A 24,861-nucleotide genomic window follows, 5' to 3' on the forward strand; every position below is an offset into this window, starting at 1 on the left:
GCCCATTGAAAAAATATGTGCTTTTTCTGTTATTTTTTTCACTATGCTTTTCATGTACGATTTCATCTCAGGCTGCGCCACTTTCTGCCGAAGATGAAGCAGCTTTAAATACGAAGCGCATGGAATTATATCAGCAGATGGAGGCTGTGTCATCAATACCTTGGTATTACTTTGCTGGAATTGATCAATATGAACGAAACGTCCGTCGCTCTCATAAGGATATTCCAAGAGAAAAAGGTGCAATTGCTATTTATTACTCTCCAGAAAAATGGGCGGGTTCTTTAAATCCAAAGCTTAATGACCAAAACCCCTCAACCATTTCGTTATTAGGTGGTTTAGGAAAAGACGGAAACGGCGATGGGAAAGCTGATCAGTTAAATGATGAAGACATGCTTTTTACAATGGCTAATTATATTCAAACTTTTGGAACAAGCGAGGATTATATTAAAATTGCGCTATGGAGTTATTATCATCGAGCTAAAGCGGTTGATATTATCCTTGGAAACGCCAAGCTCTTTAAGACCTATGGTCGTATTGACTTAAAAGGAACCTCGTTTCCAGTGCCGATTCGATCAAACTATAGCTATCGCAGCACTTGGGGTGACGCTCGTGGATGGGGCGGAAGAAGAATTCATGAAGGAACTGATATTTTCGCTGACTATGGCGTTCCAGTCAAGTCTCCTTGCTATGGTATAATCGAACTAAAAGGTTGGAATAAATATGGTGGCTGGCGTATTGGAATTCGAGACCTGAATAATAATTATCACTACCTAGCACATTTAAGTGGATTTGCTAAAGATTTAAAAACGGGACAGATTGTAGAACCAGGTATGGTCATCGGTGGTGTTGGTAGTTCAGGATACGGGCCTCCAGGCACATCTGGGAAATTTCCACCTCATTTACATTACGGTATGTACAAAGATAACGGTCGAAACGAATGGTCTTTTGACCCTTATCCGCAGCTTCGGTCATGGGAAAGAATTGATCGTCAAAAGAAAAAGTAATGTACGATTTAAACAAACGTTTATTTAATATAAAAAGAGTGCTTAGAACAATGTTCTAAGCACTCTTTTTTACGCTTTACTTTCCTTTGATTTCTTCACTGCATGAATAATACTTGCAGCTAAACCGCCCCAGATGATAATCATTCCTGCAATCATCATAATTACTGAATTACTTTCCATACGTTGTATCCTCCTTCACAGAAGATAATGATTCTTTCTTCCAACTTTTAAACGATAATAGAATCCCAACAACAATCACCAAACCTGCAACTCCCCAACCAAATGGAACAATGAAACTCGTCGCATAACCTTCGTAATTTTCTGAAATATTAGTTCTCACATTATCAAACATCATGTATCCAAGAACAACTGGTGTGATTACGCTTAAGCAAATTTTCCACCAAGCACCAAGCATAATGTCAGATACGCTGTTTGCATGTTTTTGTAGATTGTTTAGTTCACGGAATACCCAAGCCACTAAGATAACTTCAACTAAACCGGCTAAAGCAACACCAAAGTTATTGATAAAATAATCCATTACATCTAGGAAGTATAACCCTCCTTGAGTAGCAAATAATAATGAAATGATAGAAGCTAAGCCCCCACCCATTAAGACAGATTTCGTACGAGATACGTTAAATTTATCTTGTACCCCCGCTACAAATGTTTCAATAATGGAAATAAGTGATGTTAAACCAGCTAATGTTAACGATCCAAAGAAAAGTAATCCGAACAGCTGATTAAACGCGGGAAACTCGTTAATAATTTGAGGGAATACAACAAATGCTAATCCTACTCCACCTGCTACTACTTCATCAATGCTCACACCTTGCTGCATTGCCATAAACCCTAAAGCACTAAATACACCAATACCGGCTAGTAATTCAAATGCTGAGTTACCAAAGCCAGTGATAAAAGCATTATTTGTTAAATCTGATTTCTTTGGTAAATAGCTAGAATAAGTAATCATAATGGCAAAACCAACAGATAAACTGAAGAAGATTTGACCATAAGCTGCCACCCAAACTTTTCCATTTGCAATAGCGCTCCAGTCTGGCTTAAAGAATGCATTCAACCCTTCCATTGCACCATCTAATGTAATAGCGCGAAGCACAATGATAAAGAATAAAACAATTAATGTTGGTAAGAAAATTTTGTTTGCTGCTTCAATTCCTTTTTTAATACCTTTTAGTAAGACACCTAAAGCTATTACCCAAACTAAAATAAGCGGTATTAGGACACCTGGTACAATGCTTCCCGTTTGACCAGGAACCTCAGCTAATTTCAAATAGTCACCGAATAAAAACCCTTCAGTATCTTGACCCCAGCTTAGCTTTAGCGAAAAGATAAAGTAAGACATGGCCCATGCAATAATCGCTGCATAGTAAACTGCAATAATAAATGAAATACCAACTTGCCACCAGCCTAGCCATTCTGCTTTTTTATTTAGTCTCGCTAGCGATAATGGCGATGATCCTCTATACTTATGTCCAATTGCAAACTCCATGATTAAGATTGGAATACCTGCTGTTAATAACGCAAATAAGTATGGTAAGAAAAATGCACCTCCACCGTTTTCATAGGCAGTCGCCGGAAACCTCCAAATATTTCCTAATCCAATTGCAGAACCTGCTGCTGCCATGATAAAACCTGCTCTCGTACCCCATTGAGGACGATTTTCCATCATAGTTTCCCCCTTACACTCTCTCTTTTCTTTTATCTCTGTCATAACCTAGAAAGTTATTTAAACTTTCTGACAATTTAGCATAGTCTGTCTTTAGAACTATCTTACGAAGAATTATAGCTATTATGCTATAGTATGTCAAAATATTTTTTATAGAAAATTTTGATAATTAAACAATTAAAAATAGAGCAGACGTTGTGAAACGCATCTGCTCTATCTTTATTCTTCTATTTTTCTAATGATGTCTCTGTTATGTTCCCCTTTTTACGAGTTACTAAGACAAATACCACTAATAAAACCATTACTGTTCCAAATCCTGCAGCTGTACTTTCTGTTAAACCAAGTACAATATAACCAATGATGCTAATCACAGCTGAAATAATTGCATAAGGAAGCTGTGTCATTACGTGATCAATATGATGACTTCCTGCTCCAGTTGATGACAAGATTGTTGTATCAGAAATTGGTGAACAGTGATCTCCGCAAACTGAACCAGCTAATACAGCCGCAAGAGCTGGTAATAATAATTCTGGTTCAATGTTTCCTACAATGTCACCTGCAATTGGAAGCATAATACCAAACGTTCCCCACGATGTCCCTGTTGAAAACGCCATGATGCCAGCAATAATAAATAGTACCACTGGTAAGAAGGCAATATTTAAATTAGAACTCTCCACAATTCCTGCTAAGAATTCTCCTGATTTCAACTGACCAATCAAATCTCCAATCATCCAAGCAAGCAGCAAAATATAAATAGCGGGTAGCATCGATTTGATTCCTGCTACTATGCCCTTACCAAGCACCGAATTAGACAGTTCATTCGATTGTCTCGTACGTGCGATAAATAATACTAGCGTTACAACAAGGCCTGATAAACCACCAATCATTAATGAATTAGGTACATTCGTATTCTCAAACATTGTAAAGATTGTAGCTTGACCTTCAGTTGCTTGATAGCCTGTCCATAACATCGCACCAATTGTCCCAATCATCAATACAATAATTGGTAAGATCAAATCGAATACACGACCATTTTCACTAACTGGTAAATCTTCTTTTAACTCTCCTGGTACTGCACCTTTTTCTGGGTCCGTTACTTCTCCAGTACGAATCGCACGCTCTTCGTGTTTTTTCATTGGTCCAATGTTAATATCAAAAACACTCACCACGAATACCATAATTAATGCGGTAAATACATAAAAATTCATCGGTATCATCTGTACAAATGCTGAAAATGCTGACACATTACTCATCCCGTGTGCAGCTAGAATTGAACCTACAACCGTAATAATATAGGCACCCCAACTTGAGAACGGTGCAATCACACATACCGGAGCTGAAGTTGAATCAATTAAATAAGCAAGCTTCGCTCTTGATACCCGCTGTCGATCTGTTACCGGGCGACTTACTTGTCCAACAGCTAGTGCATTAAAATAATCATCAATAAAGATAATAATTCCTAACACAGCTGTTAATAGATGAGCTCCACGACGCGTTTTAATACGTTGTAAAGCCCATTCTCCAAAAGCACGACTTCCTCCGATGATTGAGATAAAAGCCGTAATAACACCTAAAATTAAAAGGAAAAGCAAAATAAATAGATTTGAAGTATTAAGTGCGCCGTCCGCGTAGAAAATTGTAGCAAAGCTTCCCCAAATCTTTTGAATCGTTTCTCCAACTGAAAACTCCGTTAACACTAATCCACCTGCTAAAATCCCTACTCCTAGGGAAAGCAGTACTTTACGTGTTAAAACAACCATTAATATGGCAATCAATGGTGGTAATAACGAAAAAATAGTTCCTTCCATGATATCCTCCTAATATAAGCCTGTTTAAATCTAGGAGGACTACTTATAAAGAAAAAAACGCAAAAAAGAGCAATGATAGAAAATAACTATCATTACTCTTTGTAATGTTATGTTATCCTCCATCACGATCAGTAGCCCTCCATCATGAAAACAAGCGTATTTTCATAATGACAGTGTTACCCTTTTTCAAGGTAACCCCAGAAAAGAAAAGCTGACTCTTTTTCTTTCCTTCGGCAAAAAATCCTTTTTACTATGATCACAGTTGTCATCCTCACATAGTATACTCATACTTTTTGCATCCTCTACCTCATCGATCTGATAAGGTGATGGTATATAATTATATCTAGTACATTATATCGGTAAAGTATAAAGTTATCAACCGGCTATTTCTTCTTTAGTTCAATAGATGGAGAGGCTGAGTTAGTGCCACCGTTAAAATAATCCGGTACGCTCCCTGGAATCATCGCCATTCCTACAGGCACTGTCGCTTGAACGGTTGTCTGTTTTGTAGCAAAGGGAATAATCACCTGAACGTTAACCTGAACTTCAATTGAAATTTCTAAAAAAGCACCGTTAATTCCGTATTCCTCTATTTTCCGTACAACGTCTGATTGCACATCACCAATTGCATGAAATTTAACCGGGATTAAAGGTCCTAGATTTCCTAGTAAGGCATTGTTTGTAGCTTGCCCTAATGGAACTTGATAGACAATTCCTCGCTGCCTGAGCTTTTCATCTGGTTCAATATTAATATCCGTTGGAATCTCTAATTCTTCTAAATTTCCTTTTTCAGCTTCTCGTAAATTAGCCTGGACTAAAGATGTCGTTTGAGCTCTAATACGATTTACGACTGCCGTATCAATCTTGGCTACCTGCCCATCCGGCGTACTTTCCGTCTTAATAATATCGTTCACATCAAGTTGGTCTACCACTTGTTTATTAACGGCCTTATTAATAACAAGCGTTGCAATCTCTTTAGTCTGGGCTTCTGCATATTTCATTAAGGTTGGTTCAATTCCTCTATTAATTAACCATATTCCTGCTCCAGTAGAAAGCAGAAAAAAAACAATTGTTAGTAGTACAACATAGCGAAATGGTATAGGTCCCTTTTTCAATACTCTTCGGCGAACCCTAATCAAAAAAATCCCTCCTTACAAGCTATATGTATGCATAAACAAGGAGGGCTAACGCTATTTTCTAAAAGTTTTCTATGTTTGTTTTAAATCGCTGCTGATAATTATTAATGTAGGACTTTCTTTTAAATCAATTTCATAAGGTTTATCTAAAACCCTGCCTCCTTCTTCTTGAATAAGAATGTAAGGTCGATCACTTAGGCCTTTATTTTGCTTGCTTACTATGCCTTTTCTTTGGTCATTCAGCGTTACAAAAAGACCAATAGGATAAACAGCAATTGCCCTTCTGAAAGCGCTAATCATATCTTTATCAAACTGACTTCCCGCACCCGCATACAAAATCTCTAGCCCCTCGTGAGGGAGAAGAGCGCTTCTATACACGCGATTTGACGTCACGGCATCGTACACATCCGCAATTGCGATAATTTTACTAAATAAATGAATTCGCTCTTCTTTAATTCCTAATGGATACCCTGATCCATCCAATCTTTCATGATGCTGATATGCGCAAGAGGCGGAGAGCGCAGAGACATTAGGAGTACTTCGCAATAATTCGTACCCATATGTGGTATGCTTTTTCATTAACTTAAATTCTTCATCCGTTAATCTTCCGGGCTTGTTTAGAATATCTTGGGGAATTAACATTTTCCCTACATCATGTAGCATAGCTCCTGCACCTAGCTTCTCTAGAACAGGCTGAGTTAATCCTATTTCTTTTCCGAGTGAAAGGGCATAAAGCGTCACGTTCACAGAATGAGAAAATACATAGTTATCGTATATATATACATCCGTTAACAATGACAATACATCATTATTATTCATAATCTCATCTACTAATTGATTGCCAACCTTATGTACTTCACGAACCGATTGTTCTAAAAGTGCAACACGCGTTTTTTCATGCTTTTTTTGAAGAGAGTGAAAGACATCTTCCACTGATTCCATTGCCTTTTTCCGAAGTGAAAATGGGATAGTAGAAGTAGAATTTACAACAATATCATTTGTTCGTTTATCACCTATGTATACAAACGTAACACCTCGCTGCTGTAAACGATTAATAATAGTCTCTGTCAAAGGTATGCCTGTATTAATTAGCGTGTTTCCTGCTTCATCTAATATTGGTTTTGCTAAACATGCACCTGGGCTCAATGATTGAATTGCAACTAATTTCATAGTAACTCCCTAACTATCTATTATTTTATAATCGCTATAAAAGAGGTAGAGCATTTACTACCTCTCCATTGAATCTTTTTAGACAAAATTTGAATATAAAGGACTTTATTCCTAACTATACCATTTTTAATAAAGCTTCGCGCCCTATCATACCTGGATGAATGCCTAAACTTTCTGCTTCCACAGTAACAGACTCTAAAGGTGCATTTAAAAGATCTTCAATTGTTCGAACGCCGACTGCTCTTCCGGCAATGATTTGTCTACTGACCAGCTTTTCATTTAAAAGGCCAACGTCTAATGCTCCACACATAATATATCCTTTATCGGAAGAGACTGTTAAAAGCGTTGTTTTTGGAAGCAGTACGGTAACCGCATTGAACGTATGACCATTAATAACAACAGGTTCTAATGTAATCAAATTCCCCACTCCTTTCTTAATCAAGGTATGATGATTTTCAAAAAGAGTGAGCTTTAGGGCGTTTTTTTATAATTATACAAGAAAGCACATACTTTGTTTCTAACTTAATTGTTTAAGACGGTATGCGCTCATCAATCTGTTTTAGCAGTCAATCAAATAAATTTAACTGTTTAGGTGCCAAATCGGTATACCGAATGTCAAGCAAATGAATTAATTCCTTAGCATTATCAACCGCGTCTCCGCCTGAATTGTTGTTAAAAACGATGTAAATATCTTTCGTCTGCTGCTTTAATTCTTCAATACGATGCTTCCATTCAAGTAATTCTTGGTGATTATAACGATACAAAAAGCGAATTTTACGCCAGTTAGGGTCTCCACTTTTATTCCAACCGTGAACGTTTCGACCATGAAATCGAATCAGCGTTTTCTCAGCACTCGTAGGATGTAAAACGGTCGGCACAGACCCTTCACTTGCTTGTGGCTCATCACAAATGCCGTGAATCCATTTCTCTTTTTCCATAAACATAAGTGTCTTATCATGCCACTGTGGCGTAAACCAAGACTGGTTACGAAACTCTAACGTAACGGGTAAATCACCGAATTTTTCACGGCTGTATCGCAAATAATTAACATTTTCTTTCGTACAATTAAACCAGGGCGGCATTTGGAACAAAATCATTGCAAGTTTATTCGCTTTTACGTAAGGAGTCACAGAATCCATAAATGCATCAAACATCTCGTCTTTGCTATCAAACGGTATTTCATTCCGCATATGCCCTGTCATACCCTGATAAGCTTTGACAACGAATTGAAACGAATCGGGGGTATCTGCTACCCACTTTTCGACCGTTGTTTTAGGCTGAATAGCATAAAAAGATGCATCTACTTCAACTGTTGGAAAGTGACCTGCGTATACAGCGAGCTTATCTCGCGCAGGCACGCCCGTTTCATATAAAGATGAATGATCTCCCCACCCTGTTACGCCTACGTATATCACAAAATCCCTCCAATATGTATCAAACTGTGCACCTATTATTTTAATACAAACTCATCAAAAAAACTCGCTTGTATATACAAGCGAGTTTAAAAAAATCATTTATTACCCAATAGAACCTTCCATTTCGAACTTGATTAGACGGTTCATTTCTACCGCATACTCCATTGGAAGTTCTTTTGTAAATGGTTCGATGAAGCCCATTACGATCATTTCTGTTGCTTCTTCTTCAGAAATACCGCGGCTCATTAGATAGAATAACTGCTCTTCAGATACTTTTGAAACTTTCGCTTCGTGCTCTAAAGAGATGTTATCGTTGTAAATTTCGTTGTATGGAATTGTATCAGATGTTGATTGATTATCCATAATTAACGTATCACACTCGATGTTTGAACGAGCACCTTCAGCTTTGCGACCAAAGTGAACGATACCACGGTACGTTACTTTACCGCCTTGCTTCGAAATAGATTTCGAAACGATTGTAGAAGACGTATTTGGTGCTAAGTGAATCATTTTCGCACCCGCATCTTGGTGTTGGCCTTTACCAGCTAATGCAATGGATAATGTCATACCACGTGCGCCTTCACCTTTTAGGATAACAGCTGGGTATTTCATTGTTAATTTAGAACCGATGTTTCCATCAACCCATTCCATTGTTGCATTCGCTTCACATACAGCTCGCTTCGTTACTAGGTTGTATACGTTATTCGCCCAGTTTTGAATCGTTGTATAACGGCAGTATGCGTCTTTTTTAATGATGATTTCTACAACAGCACTGTGCAGAGAGTTTGTTGTATAAACCGGCGCTGTACAGCCTTCTACGTAGTGTACGTGTGCACCTTCATCTACGATGATTAGCGTACGTTCGAATTGACCCATGTTCTCAGAGTTAATACGGAAGTATGCTTGAAGTGGCGTATCTACTTTGATACCTTTTGGGACGTAGATAAATGAACCACCAGACCAAACAGCTGAGTTTAACGCAGCAAATTTGTTGTCAGTTGGCGGAATTACTTTCGCCCAGTGCTCACGGAAAATCTCTTCGTTTTCTTTTAATGCAGTATCTGTGTCTTTAAATACGATTCCTTGTGCTTCAAGGTCTTCTTTCATGTTGTGATATACAACTTCAGATTCGTACTGAGCAGATACACCAGCTAGGTATTTTTGCTCCGCTTCTGGAATACCAAGCTTATCAAACGTTTGTTTAATCTCTTCAGGAACCTCATCCCAAGAGCGCTCTGACTTCTCTGAAGGCTTTACGTAGTACGTAATTTCATCAAAGTTCAGGCTAGACATATCGCCGCCCCACTGTGGCATTGGCATGCTGTAAAAATGCTCAAGTGATTTTAAGCGGAAGTCAAGCATCCACTGTGGCTCGTCTTTCATGCGAGAAATTTCTTCTACAATTTCTTTTGTTAATCCTCTTTCAGAACGGAAAATAGAAACGTCCTTATCCGAGAACCCGTATTTATAATCGCCGATTTCCGGCATCTTTTTTGCCATTTGTTATTACCCCCTACTTGATAGGATTGGGAATGAACAAAGGCCTAACAGGACTTAATTCTGTTCTTTTAGGCCTTTTTCCATCGCTTTCCACGCTAATGTTGCACATTTAATACGTGCTGGAAACTTTGAAACACCTTGAAGTGCTTCAATGTCTCCTAAGTCTATACTATCATCATACTCTTTTCCTTGCATCATATCTGAGAAGATGTTCGCAAGTTCAAGAGCTGTTTCAATCTCTTGCCCTTTAATTGCCTGTGTCATCATTGAAGCAGATGACATAGAGATTGAACAGCCTTCTCCTTCAAACTTTGCATCCGTTACTTTGCCATCTTCTACTTTAAGTGATAGTTCAATACGGTCACCACACGTTGGATTATTCATTTGAATTTGAACCGTATCTTCTTCTAAAGACCCACGATTTCGAGGGTTTTTATAATGATCCATAATCACTTGACGATAAAGAGTATCTAAATTGTTAAAAGACATTTGTGAAATACTCCTTCGTTTTAATTAGTGATGACACTAATTGATCGATTTCTTCTTCTGTATTATACAAGTAGAAACTTGCACGTGCAGTTGAAGATACATTTAAATATTTCATTAACGGCTGTGCACAATGATGCCCTGCGCGTACAGCAACTCCCTCAGCATCAAGAACAGTCGCTACGTCATGCGGATGAACATCATCAAGATTAAACGTCACGACGCCAGCACGCTCTTTTGGTCCGTAGATGGTAATGCCTTCTACTTCTGAAAGACGGTCTAGTGCGTAATTTGCTAATTTATGCTCATGAGCAAGAATATTATCCAAGCCCACTTCCTCTAGAAAATCAATAGCGGCACCTAATCCAATTGCACCTGCAATAATAGGCGTTCCACCTTCGAATTTCCAAGGAAGCTCTTTCCACGTTGAATCGTATAGGTTAACGAAATCAATCATTTCGCCTCCAAATTCAACCGGCTCCATCTTTTCTAATAATTCTTTTTTTCCATACAGTACGCCAATACCTGTTGGGCCGCACATTTTATGACCAGAAAACGCAAAGAAGTCGCAGTCTAAGTCCTGTACGTCAACTTTCATATGAGGCGTACTTTGTGCACCATCTACAACCATGATTGCTCCGTGTTGGTGAGCAATTTTCGCAATTTCTTTTACCGGATTGATTGCGCCCAATACGTTAGAAACGTGCATAACCGAAACAATTTTTGTATCTGGCGTAATCGTTTCTTTAACCGTTTCTAATGAAAGAGCATGATCTTCTGTAAGATCAATATATTTTAATGTTGCTCCTGTTGCTTTTGCAACTTGCTGCCATGGAATGATGTTACTGTGATGCTCCATATACGTAATCACAATTTCATCACCAGGCTGCAAGTTGGCACGTCCGTAGCTAGCAGCAACAATATTTAACGCTGTAGTTGTTCCACGCGTAAAGATAATTTCTTCTGTTGATTTCGCATTAATGAACTTTCTTACTTTTTCACGAGCACCTTCATAGCCATCCGTAGCCATTGTACCTAGTGTATGAACACCTCGGTGTACGTTTGAGTTGTATTCTCTGTAGTACTTATTCAGTGCTTCAATCACTTGGATTGGCTTTTGAGAAGTAGCAGCGCTATCTAAGTAAACAAGCGGGTGTCCATTTACTTCTTGGTCTAAAATCGGAAACTGTTTGCGAATATCAGAAACGTTCATTATCGAACTTTCCTTTCAATTAACTCCGTTAACTGTTTTTTCACCGTTTCAACCGGAAGCTCATTTACAACTGGAGCTAAGAACCCATGAATAACTAAGCGCTCAGCTTCAACTTGTGGAATACCACGGCTCATTAAATAATAAAGCTGTAATGGATCTACGCGACCTACAGAAGCCGCATGTCCTGCCGTTACATCATCTTCATCAATTAATAAGATTGGGTTAGCATCTCCACGAGCTTTTTCGCTTAGCATTAATACGCGAGACTCTTGCTCTGCATTTGATTTAGATGCACCGTGTTCAATTTTACCAATTCCGTTAAAGATTGAAGACGCGCTATCTTTCATTACACCATGTTTTAAGATGTAACCTTCAGAATGCTTACCGAAGTGAATAATACTCGTCGTTAAGTTTTGCTTTTGCTCACCGCGACCTACTGTAACTGTTTTCGTATCACCGTATGAACCATCGCCCATTAGGTATGTGATGTTTTCAGAAACTGTGTTTCCTTCACTCATTAAGCCTAATGCCCACTCGATGCGACCGTCTTTACCAGCAACACCACGGCGATTTACGTAGCTAGTTGTTCCTTTGGCAAGGTAGTCTACCGCACCGAACGTTACTTTTGCATTGTTATTTGCAAATACTTCTGTCACAACGTTTACTACACCGTTTGACTCTTCAGAAGTAGCAATGTAGTTTTCTACATACGTAACAGAGCTATTATCTTCTGCAACCACAATAACATGGTTGAAAAGTGCTGCTTCTTCATCTTCACGTACGAAAACAGCTTGAAGTGGTTCTTTTACTTCAACGTTTTTTGGAACGTAAACAAATACGCCACCGTTAAGCAGTGCAGCGTGAAGAGCCGTTAAGCGATGCTCATCCACTTTTACACCGTCTTTCATGAAGTACTTTTGTACAAGCTCTTCGTGGTCTTTTGCAGCTGTTTGGATATCAGTAAAGATAACTCCTTGCTCTTTTAACTCATCTGTTAACGTTGCATATGCAGCTGTTTGGTCACGCTGAACGTATAAGTTTTTAACCGCTTCTGTATCAATAAGTGCTCTTACAGACTCAGGAAGCTCGTCAATTGAAGAAATTGCTTTTGCTTCAGCATCATGCTTTGAGAAATCTGTAAAGTTCCACTTTGTAATATTTGTTTTATCTGGTTTTGGTAGTGGAAGATCTTCTGCTTTCGCAAGAGCTTGTAAACGAAGATCTAACAACCATTTCGGCTCAGCAGCTTTTTCAGAAAAACTGCGAACGTACGCTTGATCAAATGGTAATTTTGTATCAATAGTCATAGAAATCCTCCTAATGCTTATGCTTCTTGCCCTACAGTTTCGTCTTCAATACCTAATTCTTTCTTAATCCAGTCATAGCCTTCTGCTTCTAAGCGCTGAGCTAATTCAGGACCGCCTGATTTCACAACGCGACCTTGCATCATAACGTGAACATGGTCTGGTGTAATGTAGTTTAATAGACGTTGGTAGTGAGTAATCATTAAGCAACCAAAATCGCTACCACGTAGCTCGTTGATTCCTTTTGATACTACTTTTAACGCATCGATATCTAAACCTGAATCAATCTCATCAAGGATTGCAATAGCAGGTTTTAACATCATTAGTTGAAGGATTTCGTTACGCTTTTTCTCTCCACCAGAGAAACCTTCATTTAAATAACGTTGTGCCATATCTTGATCCATTTCTAAGAAGTCCATGTTTTTATCTAGTTGACGGATAAACTTCATTAGTGAAATTTCATCGCCTTCTTCACGACGCGCATTAATTGATGAACGTAAGAAGTCTGCATTTGTTACGCCGCTAATTTCACTTGGGTATTGCATTGCAAGGAATAGACCTGCACGCGCACGCTCGTCCACTTCCATTTCAAGTACGTCTTCACCATCAAGTGTAATGCTACCTTGTGTTACTTCATATTTAGGGTGCCCCATAATTGCTGAAGATAAAGTGGATTTACCTGTACCATTTGGACCCATGATTGCATGAATCTCTCCGCCTTTAACTTCTAAGTTAACACCTTTTAAAATCTCTTTGCCTTCAATTGAAACATGAAGATCTTTAATGATTAAAGTTGAACCTGCCATACTAAAACCTCCAGTTATAGATGTATATACTAAAATCAGATATACCTATATCTTTTTAATTATTCTCATTTTATTCTCATTACAATCTTATAACAAATGAAAACTTATAGCAACCTTTTGAGATAAACGCTTTTCTCTTATATGTATACATATTTTACCCGTATAAAAAACGTTGCTTTCATAGGCGTAACCAACCTTTAAAGCAACGTCTGCTTATCATTTATTTTAGTGTGTTTGACGTTTTAATTCCTGCATGCATTCCTGCACTAACGTGACAGATTGACTCATCGCTGCTCCGCCACCAAATGCTGCCGAAACGCCACAAGCTTCTAAAATCTCTTGCTCAGTTGCTCCGTTATCTAAGCAACCTTTTGTATGATAAATCATGCAATATTCATCTTGAGCTACAACGCTAATTCCTAATGCAATCAGCTGCTTGTCTTTTTTAGAAATAGACCCTTCTTCAAAACAAGCCTCTGTGAAAGTGTTGAACGTTTCAGTCAATCGTGGAAGCTTTTCACTGAATGTTCCAATTCCTACCTTATAATTATGAAGTGCCTGCTCTGTTGAATGATTTGTTTCTTGTTGCATCCCTCTTGCCAACTCCATTCGTCATAGTTTTCATCATTAGTATGGATGATACAAATCGGAGTTATACTTAACGATAAAAATAGAAAAAATCGACCAGGCCTAAACCTAGTCGATTTTAATCTGTTTATTCGTTTACAGGAAGCACTGCGCCTTTATACTTCTCTTCGATGAAGTCTTGAATTTCTTTTGAGTGAAGTACTTCTACTAACGCTTTTACTTCTTCTTTGTTTTCATCACCTTTACGAACTGTGATAATGTTTGCATATGGATTGTTTTCTTTTGATTCTACAGCGATTGGATCTTTAACAGGGTCTAAACCAGCATCTAACGCATAGTTTGCGTTAATAACAACCGCATCGCCTTCATTGTTGTTATACACTTGAGGTAATAAACCACCTTCAACGTCTGCTTTAAACGTTAAGTTTTTAGGGTTTTCTACAATATCATCAAGCGTTGCATCTTGCTTTTTAACGCCTTCTTTTAACTTAATTACGCCTTCTTTTTCAAAAATTGAAAGAATACGACCTTGTTCTGCTACTGCATCACGCATAATTACCGTACCGTTTTTCGGAAGGTCTTTTAATGACTTGTACTTTTTAGAGTAGATACCGATTGGCTCGATATGAATAGCTCCTGCACTTACAAAATCATAATTTGGGTTTTCTTCTAATACAGAATCTAGATAAGGAATATGTTGGAAGTAGTTCGCATCAATTTCTTTTCCATCTAGTGCTGTGTTAGGTAAAATATAATCTTGGAATGGTTTAATGTCTAACTCAATTCCTTTTTCCTCTAACAATGGCTTTGCTTCTTCTAAAATTTCAGCGTGAGGAATGTTTGACGCCCCCACCACAATTTTCTTTTCGTCTTCTGATGAATCTGACCCACTGCCTCCAGATGAACCACAAGCAGCTAAACCTAAAACTAAAGCAGATGATAAAGCAAATGTTGAAACCCATTTTTTCATAATATATTTCCTCCTCTTATCGTTTATCAATTTTAGACGTGATAAAATCACCAATAAACTGGATAATAAATACAATCACTAAAATTAAAACTGTCGCAACAAGGGTTACATCACTATTATTTCGCTGGAAGCCTTCTAAATATGCTAAGTTTCCTAAACCACCAGCTCCAACCGCTCCAGCCATTGCTGTATAGCCAATGAGTGCGATTGCTGTAACCGTCAAACCAGAAATTAAAGCAGGCATTGATTCTGGAAGCAGCACTTTAAAGATAATTGTGCTTGTTTTCGCTCCCATGGATTTTGCTGCTTCAATCACACCTTTATCGATTTCGCGAAGGCCGATTTCAACCATACGCGCGTAAAATGGTGCGGCTCCAACAATAAGAGCTGGCAAAGCTGCTTCTGCTCCTAGCATTGTTCCCACAATTGCTTTTGTAAACGGAATGAGCAAAATTAGTAAGATGATAAATGGAATGGATCGAAAGATGTTTACAAAAGCTCCTATAATAATATTAACGAAGCGGTTTTCCCAAAGCTGACCTTTGCCTGTTAAAAATAGAAGTAAGCCTAGCACAATTCCTAATATAAACGTGGCAACAACTGAGATACTTGTCATATAAAGTGTTTCAATCGTTGCTGCACTAAATTTATCATACGTTACGTTTGGGAATAATTCAGTTAGCATCCGTCATCACCTCAATTTCTACCTGTTGTTCACGGATGTACTCAATTACTTTATTAACCTCTGCTTCTTCACCATCTAAATGAATAAATAAGGTTCCATAAGAGCCCGTTTGTGTATAAGAAACTTTCCCTTGTAAGATGTTAATCGTGACATCAAATGCTTTTAAAATGCTCGTAATGAGCGGTTGCTCCGCTTTTCCACCTACAAATGTGAGCTGAACAATTCGACCGCTTGGATAAAGTTCCTTCACCTGCTCCACTGTCTCAAACGTTTCTTCTGGCTCTGAAATTTGCTGTACAAATCGCTTTGTAATATTTTGCTGTGGTTTACGGAATACTTCAAGTACTTCTCCTTGTTCGACTACTTTTCCATTTTCCATCACAGCTACGCGATGACAAATTTTACGGATTACGTGCATTTCATGCGTGATTAAGACAATCGTTAAACCTAGCTTTTCATTAATATCAACTAGCAAATCCAAGATCGAATCTGTTGTTTGTGGATCAAGTGCCGATGTTGCTTCGTCACATAATAAGACTTTTGGGTTATTAGCTAACGCTCTTGCGATTCCTACACGCTGTTTTTGCCCGCCACTCAGCTGAGATGGGTAGGCATTTTCTCTACCTTCTAATCCAACTAGTTTAATGAGCTCGTTTACACGTTCTGCTCGTTTGTTTTTTGGAACACCGGCAATTTCAAGTGGAAACGCAATGTTTTCCTGCACGGTACGAGACCAAAGTAAATTAAAATGCTGAAAAATCATGCTAATTTCTTGGCGAGCTTGTCTAAGCTTAGCACCTTTAATTTTCCCAATTTGATTTCCTGCTACTTCTACTGTTCCAGAAGTAGGTGTTTCTAAACCATTTAATAAGCGAATAAGAGAGCTTTTCCCTGCTCCACTGTATCCAATGATGCCGAAGATTTCGCCTTTTGCCACTGATAAATTAACCTGATCAACGGCCGTGACTTTCCCACTTTTAGCATCATATATTTTCGTTACATCTTGTAACGTAATCATCTTCTTCACCTTCTTTGTTGACTTGCTCTGTCTGCTTAGTGTGTCCTTGCTTTTAGAAAATAAAAAAACCTTTCTACACGTGAGCAGAAAGGTTTTTGATAAAATCCTTTCTCTCATCTTTCAAAGCTTATGCTTTGCAGGAATTGGCACCATTTCAGTTAGTCTGACGGTTGCCGGGTTTCATAGGGCACAGTCCCTCCACCTCTCTTGATAAGAGTTAACGACAAATTATTGAAATTATTTTGTTTTCATCAAATATTCATTCATTTATGTTTGTGATTCTAGCATGTGTCAGAAAGGGTGTCAACAAAAAATGCGCATAGGATAATAATCCCATGCACACTCTTAAACAAATGTTTGTTTAACTAAGACGTTCCATTACGTATTCAACAGAGTGAAAAGCATACAGCTTCTGCTTCACTTCGCCATTTCCATATTCAATTAGGCATGGAACACTTTCAATTTCAAGCAAAGACGCTTTAGCAGGCATATAGTTTAAATTACTCATTCCGATTGTTAAGTCTGGAATAATCGCTTCTACTACTGTTAACATTTTTTTAGCTAGTTGGCACGTTCCACAAAGGGGTGTATGGAAAAAAATAACCGTACGCTCGTCTTTATTTAGCTTTTCGTCTAGCTGTTCCTCTGTCCACTCTTCCATGTTACTCATCCTTCTATATTAAAAATTCTGCGTTAACATCTATATTAGCACTTAAAAGTACCGTAGCAATATGATTTCTTGGGGCCGCCGCTACCTCACGATACATTTTATCGATATAAAGGTGCTCCGCTTCCGGAAGTTCTTTTTTAAACTGTTTCCGTAATTTATTGCCGGAATCATCTGAGTCAACCAAGATATACACATCTTTATCATACGTGGAATCGATAATCTCATCTAGCTTTGACAAGCTGATGGTTCCATTTGTACAAATAATCTCAATCGGTTCATTAATAATACTTTCGATTCGCTTTTTGTCAGACTTACCTTCTACAATAATTACTTTTTCAATTTCTATTAAACGCATCGTCATCACCTATAATTATCAGTTGTATAGTAACGTTATTCCTTTATGCTATACAATATTCGTTAATGTAACACAGTTCCCCTGTTTTTTAAAAGATTTTGCTGTAAAAAGAACATATATGAATTGTTTTTATTGAAAAAATAGACTATTTTCGGTCATCTTAGACTGATGGCGCCAAACCTTATGTGGTTGGCGCCATCAGTCTCGCACTCAGAGGTTTCATGCTAAATTTAGCACCAACCCTCTTCTGAATCGCAGTCCGTATACTTTTGTGTAGCTCCAGCCTGGACGTCAGCATACTGATAAATCTTGTTATTTTCTTGCGTGTAACCTGACTCTAAATTATATTGATTACCCGTTGCACCATAATTCACATGGCCAATTGATTGTTTATCTACATACAATTGCATACCATTTTCATGAAATTTTGCTGTAATTCGATCCGTTATGTCAATTTTTTTACGTTCGAACATAAAAAGACACCCCTTTAGCTTGTTTACTAAATAGAGTGCCCTTTTTGTTATAGGTCCATGAAGACAAATTATGGATATACCAAGTGAAATGTCTTAAGATGAAGTCAATTAACCTTCGTTAATCATTTCATCGTATTGTTCAGCTGTCATAAGCTTCTCAACATCTGCCGAATCAGCAGGCTTAATTACAACCATCCATGCTTTTTCATATGGAGACTCGTTTACAAACTCAGGATTATCGCTTAATTCTTCGTTTACTTCTACAACCTCACCGCTAATTGGTGCATATAGCTCTGATACTGTTTTCACAGATTCTACGCTACCAAACGGCTCGTCTGCTTCAACTTTATCGCCAACTTCTGGAAGCTCAACAAATACAATGTCACCAAGTTCAGATTGTGCAAAGTGTGTAATTCCTACCCGGAAAACTTCTCCTTCGCTTTTTACCCACTCATGCTCTTCTGAATAACGCAACTCTTTTGGTGTACTCATCTTAATCCCTCCAATAAATTATGTATGCCGCTAATGAATAGCAACGACTACCTCTTATCAGTGTAACGTAAACAACAGGTTTTTTCTATTTGAATCCGCACGGAATTTTAAATTTATTTCCACGTTGTGTCAAATTCTTCTTCTTTAAATCCTACCGTTACTTTATCACCGTCAGTTAATAACGGGCGCTTGATTAACATCCCGTCAGATGAAAGGATTTCAAGTAATTCCTCATTACTTGCTGTTGCAACTTTGTCTTTCAGACCTAGCTCACGATACTTCTTTCCGCTTGTATTAAAGAATTTCTTTAGCGGCAAGCCACTATTTTGATAATAGCTCGTTAGCTGCTCTTTCGTTGGTGGATTTTCGATAATATGAATTTCTTCATACGCCACACCATTTTGATCTAGCCATTGTTTTGCTTTTCGACATGTACCACATTTAGGATATGAATAGAATAATACGCTCATTATTTCGCCTCCTTTTTCTTCGCTTTTTCGTATTTTAACACATCCAAATTTAATTTACCTATTTTAGTTTGCAGTTAAACAAAGAAAAGCTGTGTAAAGGAGCATACTCATACTTTCCCTTTACACAGCTCTCTTCTCTATTACATACTTTAAAATTACACAATAAAGCGCTCTTCTTCCAATACAACCTTTGCAATTTCTCGCTTAACAACAATAACGTTGACCGGCGTGTGACGAGTTAGCTTTCGTAATGACGAGAGCATCATACGTAGCGTATCTCCTTCTTCTACAGCAATAAGCGTTTCTTTTGCATCCGCTTCAATTTTATTAAATGCTTCTTGGCAGAATACTTTTGTATAGTTGACTTTAAGCTGATTTTTTTCTTCTCCATTTTTCAAAATTGCTTTTTCCGTACGTAATACAGCAGATTCCATTGCATATACGTTGCTGATCATGTCAGAAATATTAACTAACACCTCTTGTTCACCCTCAAGTTTTTTACCATACTTTTGAGCTGCTAGACCAAGTAGTAATAGCGCAATTTTTTTACCATTACGAACTAATAGTTTAGATTGATCTAATGCGCCTTCTCCAGCTTCTTCAGGCATTAGCATCATAAGCTCTTCCTGTAGTGACTGAGCTTTTTGTAACAATGGAAGCTCACCTTTTAAGGCTTTGCGTAAGTACGTTCCTGGCACCAATAAACGATTGATTTCATTTGTTCCTTCAAAAATACGGTTGATTCGAGAATCACGGTACAAGCGCTCAATTTCATATTCGCTCATAAAGCCATAGCCACCATGAAGCTGAACTCCCTCGTCTACCAAATAATCTAGCACTTCCGTTGCAAATACTTTATTTAACGAACACTCAATGGCATACTCTGCAATTGAGGCAGCAATTTCTTTTCCATCTTTTTGTTGCTCTTCCGATAGCTGACCCATTCTGTCTTCAAAGAGACCAACCGTACGATAAACAGAGCTTTCAGAAGCATATAATTTCGATGCCATGGTTGCAATCTTTTCTTGTGTTAACGAAAATTTTGCAATCGGTGTCTTAAACTGTTGGCGTTGATTCACGTATTCAGAAGTTAATTCCATCGCACGCTTACCAGCTCCTACTGCGCCTACACCTAGCTTATAGCGACCGATATTTAAGATATTAAACGCGATGATATGACCTTTTCCAATTTGTCCAAGTACGTTTTCTTTTGGTACATGTGCATCTTCTAAAATAAGGGTACGCGTTGAAGAACTCTTAATACCCATTTTCTTTTCTTCAGGACCAACAGATACACCCGCATAGTCACGTTCAACGATAAACGCTGAGAACTGCTCTCCATCTATTTTCGCATACACAACAAATACATCAGCAAAACCAGCGTTTGTAATCCATTGTTTTTCACCATTTAACACGTAGTGAGTACCTTCTGCATTTAGACGAGCGACCGTTTTCGCTCCTAATGCATCTGAACCTGATCCTGGCTCTGTTAACGCATACGCGGCAATCTTACCTCCAGTTGCTAAATCTGGTAGATACTTTTGCTTTTGCTCCTCTGTTCCGAACAACACAATCGGAAGAGAACCGATTCCAACATGTGCACCGTGTGTGATAGAAAATCCGCCTGCACGCGACATTTTTTCAGCAATTAATGCCGATGCAACCTTATCTAACCCAAGACCTCCATACTCTTCTGGAACATCAGCTCCTAGTAATCCAAGGTCACCGGCTTGCTTTAATAGCTTTACTGAGCGATCAAACTCATGCTTTTCTAAAAATTCTACTTGCGGTATTACTTCGTTCTCAACGTATTCATCCGTTGTTTTGGCAATCATTTTATGTTCGCTTGTGAAATCCTCTGGTGTATATACTCGCTCTGCTGAAAGATCGTTAATTAAAAAGCTACCACCTTTAATTGTTTGTTCCGTTTGGTTTGCCATCTCCATATCCCCCTTATTTCATTAAGCTAATAATTCAAATACACCAGCAGCGCCCATCCCGCCACCAATACACATCGTTACAACGCCAAATTGTTCATTTCTTCTCTTCATTTCATGCAATAAACTGAGCGTTAATTTTGTACCGGTGCAGCCAAGTGGATGGCCCAGAGCAATTGCTCCACCGTTAACATTCACACGATCTTCATCAATGTTCAATTCACGAATAACCCCTAACGCTTGAGATGCAAAGGCCTCGTTTAACTCAAATAGTCCAATATCTGAAAGTTCAAGTCCCGCTAGCTTTAATGCTTTTGGAATAGCTGCTATTGGACCAATCCCCATCACTTCTGGTGGAACGCCACCAACTGCAAACGAACGAAACTTTGCTAGCGGACGCAAACCTTCTGCATCTGCTTGTTCACGATCCATTAGCATTACGGTAGCAGCTCCATCACTTGTTTGCGATGAATTCCCTGCCGTTACCGAACCCGTCATAGAAAATGCAGGTCGTAACTTGCTTAAAATTGCTGCTGTTGTCCCTTCACGCACTCCTTCATCTTGTGAAAAAACAACCTTATTTTCTTCCATTTTATTTTGACTATTTAACCTTCTCATCGTCACTTCAACAGGTACAATTTCATCTTTAAACTTGCCTTCTTGAAGAGCTTTAGCTGCTTTTTGATGACTTCTTACAGCAAATGCATCTTGGTCTTCACGTGAAATGCCATATTTCAGCGCAACTTGCTCAGCTGTATGCCCCATTCCCATGTAATATTCAGGTGCATTTTCTACCAGCTGTACATTCGGGCGAGCCACATTTCCAAACATCGGAACCATGCTCATAGACTCGGCTCCTCCAGCCAATACCGTCTTGGCCTGCCCTAACATAATGCGCTCTGCTCCATAGGCAATACTCTGTAACCCTGAAGAGCAATAACGATTAATTGTAATCGCTGGAACCGTATATGGAAGTCCCGCTAACGCTCCGATATTACGAGCCATGTTCAAGCCTTGTTCGGCTTCTGGCATGGCACAGCCAATAATTAAATCGTCAATTGGTCCTTCATAGCCTCCTGCTCTTCTCAGCGTTTCCTTTACCGTAATTGCACCTAAATCATCAGGACGAACCGTAGCAAGCGTCCCTTTTTTCGCTTTTCCAACCGGTGTTCTAGCACCAGCTACAATTACCGCTTCTCTCATTCCTTCTCCCCCTTAGTTACGCAATGGTTTCCCTTTTACTAGCATATGTTGCATACGTTGTTGAGACTTCATCTCTCCCACTAAGCTCAAGAATGCTTCTCTCTCTAAATCTAGTAAATAATCTTCGTCTACTTTTGTTCCATAAGGTACGCGTCCGCCAGCAATAACAAACGCTAATTTCTTCGCAATTTCATAATCATGATCAGAAATGAAGCCTGAATACTTCATTGATTGAGCTCCTAACAATAAAGTTGCATATCCCGTTTCACCAACGACCGGCACTTTTTCACGAATCGGTGGCTTATAACCGGCCTGAGATAATGACAGAACAGACTGCTTTGCTTCATGAAGCAAATGGTCTTGGTTTGAGGTGATGCCATCTTGGTGATTTAAGAAATTTAGCTCTCTTGCATGAAGAGCAGAACTAGAGACTTTAGCTGTGGCAATCGTTTCAAACGTTTTATTTGCAATTTGCTGCAAATCTAAGGTCACATCATTTGGAAGACCTTTTAACTGCTTTAAGTAAAGCTCTTTGTTTCCACCTCCACCTGGAATTAAGCCAACTCCGACTTCAACTAACCCCATATATGTTTCAGCAGATGCCTGAACTTTAGCAGTTGGTAAACAAATCTCTGTTCCTCCGCCAAGCGTCATCGCAAACGGTGCTGCAACGACAGGTTTTTCATTATATTTTACTTTCATCATCGCCTGTTGGAACTGACGAATAACAAATTCAATTTCAAAGAAATTATCGTCTTGAGCTTCCATTAAAATCATGGCTAGATTCGCACCCACGCAGAAGTTTTTACCTTGATTTCCAATCACTAGACCTCTGTAATTCCGATTCACTTCCTCTAATGATTCATTTAGCAGCTGAATAATATCTAGACCAATAGCATTGTTTGGTGATGTGAACTGCAAGCACGCCACATCATCTCCTAAATCAATTAAACTCGCACCACTATTCTTTTTAATGACTTTATCTTGCGCTTTTAATGCTGATAGATGGACAATTTTTTTGTTTTCCACAACTGGTTTATATTCGTTTCGATCATAATAAATTTTCTGTCCATCTAGCTCTTTATAAAATGCAGAAAATCCGCTTTCCTTCATTTCCTTGATCCAGTCAGGTATTTCTAACCCTTCGGTCTCCATTTTTTCAATCGCAGAGGTGAATCCAATTGCATCCCATGTTTCAAATGGACCATAATCCCAGCCAAATCCCCACTTCATCGCTTGATCAATAGCCACAATATCATCTGCAATTTCATCTTTTAACTGGGCTGAATAAAGTAAGACTGGGCTAATGATTTTCCATAAGAAGGACCCAGCACGGTCATCCGAATATAGAAGCGCTTTCATTTTATTGGAGAATCCTTTTGTTTGTTTACTTAATTCAACAGACGCTGTTCTAAGTTTTTTACGCTCTTCATACTGTAAAGTATCTGGATTTAACTCTAGAATTTCTTTGCCTTTTTTCAAGAAGAATCCTTGACCAGACTTACTTCCCAGCCAGCCGTTTTGCTGCATTATTTTCATAAATGCAGGAATGTTAAAAACCTCTTTTTCTTTTCCATCCACTTTATCGTAGACGTTATTAGCCACATGAATAAACGTATCAAGTCCTACAACGTCAAGCGTTCGGAATGTAGCGCTTTTAGGTCTTCCAATGAGTGGTCCCGTAATGGAGTCAACTTCACCAACGCTATAGCCACCTTTAAGCATTTCTTGAACTGTTACCAGCAAACCATAGGTTCCAATTCGATTTGCAATAAAATTAGGCGTATCTTTTGCAAGGACAACGCCTTTTCCAAGAATGTTTTCACCAAAATCCTTTATATATTGAACAACTTCTTCTTTTGTATCTTCAGTAGGAATAACTTCTAATAACTTTAAATAACGCGGTGGATTAAAGAAATGTGTTCCTAAGAAGTGCGTTTTAAAATCATCAGATCGACCGCTTGCCATTGCTTCAATTGAAATACCTGAAGTGTTTGAACTTATAATAGTTCCTGGCTTCCTTACCGCATCAACTTTTTCAAAGAGCTGTTGTTTTACATCTAATCGTTCAACCACCACTTCAATGATCCAGTCACAATCGCTCAGCTTTTCAAGGTCATCTTCTAAATTTCCTGCCTGAATGAAAGCCACTCGTGATTTGGCCATTAAAGGAGCAGGCTTCTGCTTAGCTAAATTTTTTAATGCCGTTAAGCTCATTCGATTACGTACCTGTGGACTTTCTAGCGTCAGTCCACTTTTAGTTTCTTCCGCATTTAATTCACTGGGCACAATATCCAATAGCAAGGTTTCGATTCCCACGTTTGCTAAGTGTGCTGCAATGCCAGATCCCATTACCCCTGAGCCAATTACAGCTGCCTTCTTAATTTTAAAGCTCATTCTTACATCCCCCTCTATACATTGAATGAATAGTCATTCATTTTATAATTAAAAAAAAGAGAGCTACTTTTAATCTC

Annotated in this window: 25 protein-coding genes and 2 riboswitches; of the genes, 1 reads left to right on the forward strand and 24 read right to left on the reverse strand. The window is 38.5% G+C overall.

Going from position 1 to position 24,861, the window contains the following annotated elements; all coding sequences use genetic code 11:
• The first annotated feature begins 26 nt into the window (after nucleotides 1-26).
• Entirely contained in the window at nucleotides 27-1,004 is a 978-nt protein-coding gene (locus LZP85_RS17695; protein WP_374955927.1) for a M23 family metallopeptidase, read from the forward strand.
• A 69-nt stretch (nucleotides 1,005-1,073) separates the two neighbouring features.
• Here the strand turns inward: LZP85_RS17695 and LZP85_RS17700 are convergent, their stop codons facing one another.
• From LZP85_RS17700 to LZP85_RS17815, 24 genes are all read right to left on the reverse strand, one after another.
• The gene (locus LZP85_RS17700; protein WP_076512338.1) at nucleotides 1,074-1,184 is read right to left on the reverse strand and encodes a methionine/alanine import family NSS transporter small subunit; all 111 of its coding nucleotides are present in this window, start codon (nucleotides 1,182-1,184) and stop codon (nucleotides 1,074-1,076) included.
• Nucleotides 1,174-2,688 carry a sodium-dependent transporter gene (locus LZP85_RS17705; RefSeq protein WP_206782935.1) on the reverse strand — a complete coding sequence of 505 codons (1,515 nt, stop codon included), beginning with the start codon at nucleotides 2,686-2,688 and terminating at the stop codon, nucleotides 1,174-1,176. The genes LZP85_RS17700 and LZP85_RS17705 overlap by 11 nt, the downstream gene beginning before the upstream one ends.
• Nucleotides 2,689-2,915: 227 nt before the next feature.
• Nucleotides 2,916-4,496, reverse strand: coding sequence for a Na+/H+ antiporter NhaC family protein (locus LZP85_RS17710; protein WP_119543953.1), 1,581 nt, complete (start codon nucleotides 4,494-4,496; stop codon nucleotides 2,916-2,918).
• A gap of 124 nt (nucleotides 4,497-4,620) precedes the next feature.
• Nucleotides 4,621-4,809, reverse strand: a riboswitch (Lysine riboswitch).
• A 70-nt stretch (nucleotides 4,810-4,879) separates the two neighbouring features.
• A complete protein-coding gene (gene yunB / locus LZP85_RS17715; protein ID WP_078989126.1) occupies nucleotides 4,880-5,635 on the reverse strand; it encodes a sporulation protein YunB in 756 nt (251 codons plus the stop codon).
• 69 nt (nucleotides 5,636-5,704) lie between these two features.
• Nucleotides 5,705-6,802 (reverse strand): HD-GYP domain-containing protein, encoded by a 1,098-nt coding sequence (locus LZP85_RS17720; protein ID WP_119543954.1) that lies wholly within the window; start codon nucleotides 6,800-6,802, stop codon nucleotides 5,705-5,707.
• A 115-nt stretch (nucleotides 6,803-6,917) separates the two neighbouring features.
• The gene (locus LZP85_RS17725; protein WP_025909429.1) at nucleotides 6,918-7,220 is read right to left on the reverse strand and encodes a YunC family protein; all 303 of its coding nucleotides are present in this window, start codon (nucleotides 7,218-7,220) and stop codon (nucleotides 6,918-6,920) included.
• Nucleotides 7,221-7,368: 148 nt separating this feature from the next.
• Complete coding sequence (locus tag LZP85_RS17730; RefSeq protein ID WP_119543955.1) at nucleotides 7,369-8,217, reverse strand: DUF72 domain-containing protein; 849 nt, start codon at nucleotides 8,215-8,217, stop codon at nucleotides 7,369-7,371.
• Between the two features lie 102 nt (nucleotides 8,218-8,319).
• Complete coding sequence (sufB, locus tag LZP85_RS17735) at nucleotides 8,320-9,717, reverse strand: Fe-S cluster assembly protein SufB (protein ID WP_025909431.1); 1,398 nt, start codon at nucleotides 9,715-9,717, stop codon at nucleotides 8,320-8,322.
• A 54-nt stretch (nucleotides 9,718-9,771) separates the two neighbouring features.
• Complete coding sequence (gene sufU, locus LZP85_RS17740; protein ID WP_061785058.1) at nucleotides 9,772-10,206, reverse strand: Fe-S cluster assembly sulfur transfer protein SufU; 435 nt, start codon at nucleotides 10,204-10,206, stop codon at nucleotides 9,772-9,774.
• Nucleotides 10,196-11,416, reverse strand: coding sequence for a cysteine desulfurase (locus LZP85_RS17745; protein ID WP_025909433.1), 1,221 nt, complete (start codon nucleotides 11,414-11,416; stop codon nucleotides 10,196-10,198). The genes sufU and LZP85_RS17745 overlap by 11 nt, the downstream gene beginning before the upstream one ends.
• On the reverse strand, nucleotides 11,416-12,723 hold the full coding sequence (sufD, locus tag LZP85_RS17750) for a Fe-S cluster assembly protein SufD (RefSeq protein WP_025909434.1): 1,308 nt from the start codon (nucleotides 12,721-12,723) through the stop codon (nucleotides 11,416-11,418). The genes LZP85_RS17745 and sufD overlap by 1 nt, the downstream gene beginning before the upstream one ends.
• 17 nt (nucleotides 12,724-12,740) lie before the next feature.
• Nucleotides 12,741-13,526 (reverse strand): Fe-S cluster assembly ATPase SufC, encoded by a 786-nt coding sequence (gene sufC, locus LZP85_RS17755; RefSeq protein ID WP_025909435.1) that lies wholly within the window; start codon nucleotides 13,524-13,526, stop codon nucleotides 12,741-12,743.
• A 225-nt stretch (nucleotides 13,527-13,751) separates the two neighbouring features.
• Nucleotides 13,752-14,117, reverse strand: a complete 366-nt coding sequence (locus LZP85_RS17760; RefSeq protein WP_119543956.1) for a carboxymuconolactone decarboxylase family protein — start codon at nucleotides 14,115-14,117, stop codon at nucleotides 13,752-13,754.
• A gap of 124 nt (nucleotides 14,118-14,241) precedes the next feature.
• The gene (locus LZP85_RS17765) at nucleotides 14,242-15,084 is read right to left on the reverse strand and encodes a MetQ/NlpA family ABC transporter substrate-binding protein (protein WP_119543957.1); all 843 of its coding nucleotides are present in this window, start codon (nucleotides 15,082-15,084) and stop codon (nucleotides 14,242-14,244) included.
• 16 nt (nucleotides 15,085-15,100) lie between these two features.
• Nucleotides 15,101-15,769, reverse strand: a complete 669-nt coding sequence (locus LZP85_RS17770; protein WP_025909438.1) for a methionine ABC transporter permease — start codon at nucleotides 15,767-15,769, stop codon at nucleotides 15,101-15,103.
• Nucleotides 15,759-16,787 (reverse strand): methionine ABC transporter ATP-binding protein, encoded by a 1,029-nt coding sequence (locus LZP85_RS17775; RefSeq protein WP_025909439.1) that lies wholly within the window; start codon nucleotides 16,785-16,787, stop codon nucleotides 15,759-15,761. Before LZP85_RS17775 ends, LZP85_RS17770 begins: the two co-directional genes overlap by 11 nt.
• 110 nt (nucleotides 16,788-16,897) lie before the next feature.
• Nucleotides 16,898-17,004: riboswitch (SAM riboswitch) on the reverse strand.
• Between the two features lie 144 nt (nucleotides 17,005-17,148).
• Nucleotides 17,149-17,448 carry a thioredoxin family protein gene (locus tag LZP85_RS17780; RefSeq protein WP_061785062.1) on the reverse strand — a complete coding sequence of 100 codons (300 nt, stop codon included), beginning with the start codon at nucleotides 17,446-17,448 and terminating at the stop codon, nucleotides 17,149-17,151.
• Nucleotides 17,449-17,461: 13 nt separating this feature from the next.
• Complete coding sequence (locus LZP85_RS17785; RefSeq protein ID WP_025909441.1) at nucleotides 17,462-17,812, reverse strand: toprim domain-containing protein; 351 nt, start codon at nucleotides 17,810-17,812, stop codon at nucleotides 17,462-17,464.
• 230 nt (nucleotides 17,813-18,042) lie between these two features.
• Nucleotides 18,043-18,285, reverse strand: coding sequence for a YusG family protein (locus LZP85_RS17790; RefSeq protein WP_119543958.1), 243 nt, complete (start codon nucleotides 18,283-18,285; stop codon nucleotides 18,043-18,045).
• 108 nt (nucleotides 18,286-18,393) lie between these two features.
• Nucleotides 18,394-18,777, reverse strand: a complete 384-nt coding sequence (gene gcvH / locus LZP85_RS17795; RefSeq protein WP_076512334.1) for a glycine cleavage system protein GcvH — start codon at nucleotides 18,775-18,777, stop codon at nucleotides 18,394-18,396.
• A gap of 113 nt (nucleotides 18,778-18,890) precedes the next feature.
• Complete coding sequence (locus LZP85_RS17800) at nucleotides 18,891-19,247, reverse strand: arsenate reductase family protein (protein ID WP_119543959.1); 357 nt, start codon at nucleotides 19,245-19,247, stop codon at nucleotides 18,891-18,893.
• A gap of 155 nt (nucleotides 19,248-19,402) precedes the next feature.
• Nucleotides 19,403-21,187, reverse strand: coding sequence for an acyl-CoA dehydrogenase family protein (locus tag LZP85_RS17805; RefSeq protein WP_119543960.1), 1,785 nt, complete (start codon nucleotides 21,185-21,187; stop codon nucleotides 19,403-19,405).
• A 21-nt stretch (nucleotides 21,188-21,208) separates the two neighbouring features.
• A complete protein-coding gene (locus LZP85_RS17810) occupies nucleotides 21,209-22,387 on the reverse strand; it encodes an acetyl-CoA C-acetyltransferase (RefSeq protein WP_061785066.1) in 1,179 nt (392 codons plus the stop codon).
• A gap of 12 nt (nucleotides 22,388-22,399) precedes the next feature.
• Nucleotides 22,400-24,784, reverse strand: a complete 2,385-nt coding sequence (locus LZP85_RS17815) for a 3-hydroxyacyl-CoA dehydrogenase/enoyl-CoA hydratase family protein (RefSeq protein ID WP_234561825.1) — start codon at nucleotides 24,782-24,784, stop codon at nucleotides 22,400-22,402.
• Nucleotides 24,785-24,861 lie beyond the last annotated feature (77 nt).

The organism is Priestia flexa (assembly GCF_021441905.1).
Classification (GTDB): Bacteria; Bacillota; Bacilli; order Bacillales; family Bacillaceae_H; genus Priestia; species Priestia flexa.

Bases quoted from the DNA above. Each gene is read 5' to 3' on its own strand.
- LZP85_RS17700 (WP_076512338.1), bottom strand. From the start codon at position 1,184: ATGGAAAGTAATTCAGTAATTATGATGATTGCAGGAATGATTATCATC.
- LZP85_RS17705 (WP_206782935.1), bottom strand. From the start codon at position 2,688: ATGGAAAATCGTCCTCAATGGGGTACGAGAGCAGGTTTTATCATGGCA.
- LZP85_RS17710 (WP_119543953.1), bottom strand. From the start codon at position 4,496: ATGGAAGGAACTATTTTTTCGTTATTACCACCATTGATTGCCATATTA.
- LZP85_RS17720 (WP_119543954.1), bottom strand. From the start codon at position 6,802: ATGAAATTAGTTGCAATTCAATCATTGAGCCCAGGTGCATGTTTAGCA.
- sufB (WP_025909431.1), bottom strand. From the start codon at position 9,717: ATGGCAAAAAAGATGCCGGAAATCGGCGATTATAAATACGGGTTCTCG.
- sufU (WP_061785058.1), bottom strand. From the start codon at position 10,206: ATGTCTTTTAACAATTTAGATACTCTTTATCGTCAAGTGATTATGGAT.
- LZP85_RS17745 (WP_025909433.1), bottom strand. From the start codon at position 11,416: ATGAACGTTTCTGATATTCGCAAACAGTTTCCGATTTTAGACCAAGAA.
- sufD (WP_025909434.1), bottom strand. From the start codon at position 12,723: ATGACTATTGATACAAAATTACCATTTGATCAAGCGTACGTTCGCAGT.
- sufC (WP_025909435.1), bottom strand. From the start codon at position 13,526: ATGGCAGGTTCAACTTTAATCATTAAAGATCTTCATGTTTCAATTGAA.
- LZP85_RS17760 (WP_119543956.1), bottom strand. From the start codon at position 14,117: ATGCAACAAGAAACAAATCATTCAACAGAGCAGGCACTTCATAATTAT.
- LZP85_RS17765 (WP_119543957.1), bottom strand. From the start codon at position 15,084: ATGAAAAAATGGGTTTCAACATTTGCTTTATCATCTGCTTTAGTTTTA.
- LZP85_RS17770 (WP_025909438.1), bottom strand. From the start codon at position 15,769: ATGCTAACTGAATTATTCCCAAACGTAACGTATGATAAATTTAGTGCA.
- LZP85_RS17775 (WP_025909439.1), bottom strand. From the start codon at position 16,787: ATGATTACGTTACAAGATGTAACGAAAATATATGATGCTAAAAGTGGG.
- LZP85_RS17780 (WP_061785062.1), bottom strand. From the start codon at position 17,448: ATGGAAGAGTGGACAGAGGAACAGCTAGACGAAAAGCTAAATAAAGAC.
- LZP85_RS17785 (WP_025909441.1), bottom strand. From the start codon at position 17,812: ATGCGTTTAATAGAAATTGAAAAAGTAATTATTGTAGAAGGTAAGTCT.
- LZP85_RS17790 (WP_119543958.1), bottom strand. From the start codon at position 18,285: ATGTTCGAACGTAAAAAAATTGACATAACGGATCGAATTACAGCAAAA.
- gcvH (WP_076512334.1), bottom strand. From the start codon at position 18,777: ATGAGTACACCAAAAGAGTTGCGTTATTCAGAAGAGCATGAGTGGGTA.
- LZP85_RS17800 (WP_119543959.1), bottom strand. From the start codon at position 19,247: ATGAGCGTATTATTCTATTCATATCCTAAATGTGGTACATGTCGAAAA.
- LZP85_RS17805 (WP_119543960.1), bottom strand. From the start codon at position 21,187: ATGGCAAACCAAACGGAACAAACAATTAAAGGTGGTAGCTTTTTAATT.
- LZP85_RS17810 (WP_061785066.1), bottom strand. From the start codon at position 22,387: ATGAGAGAAGCGGTAATTGTAGCTGGTGCTAGAACACCGGTTGGAAAA.
- LZP85_RS17815 (WP_234561825.1), bottom strand. From the start codon at position 24,784: ATGAGCTTTAAAATTAAGAAGGCAGCTGTAATTGGCTCAGGGGTAATG.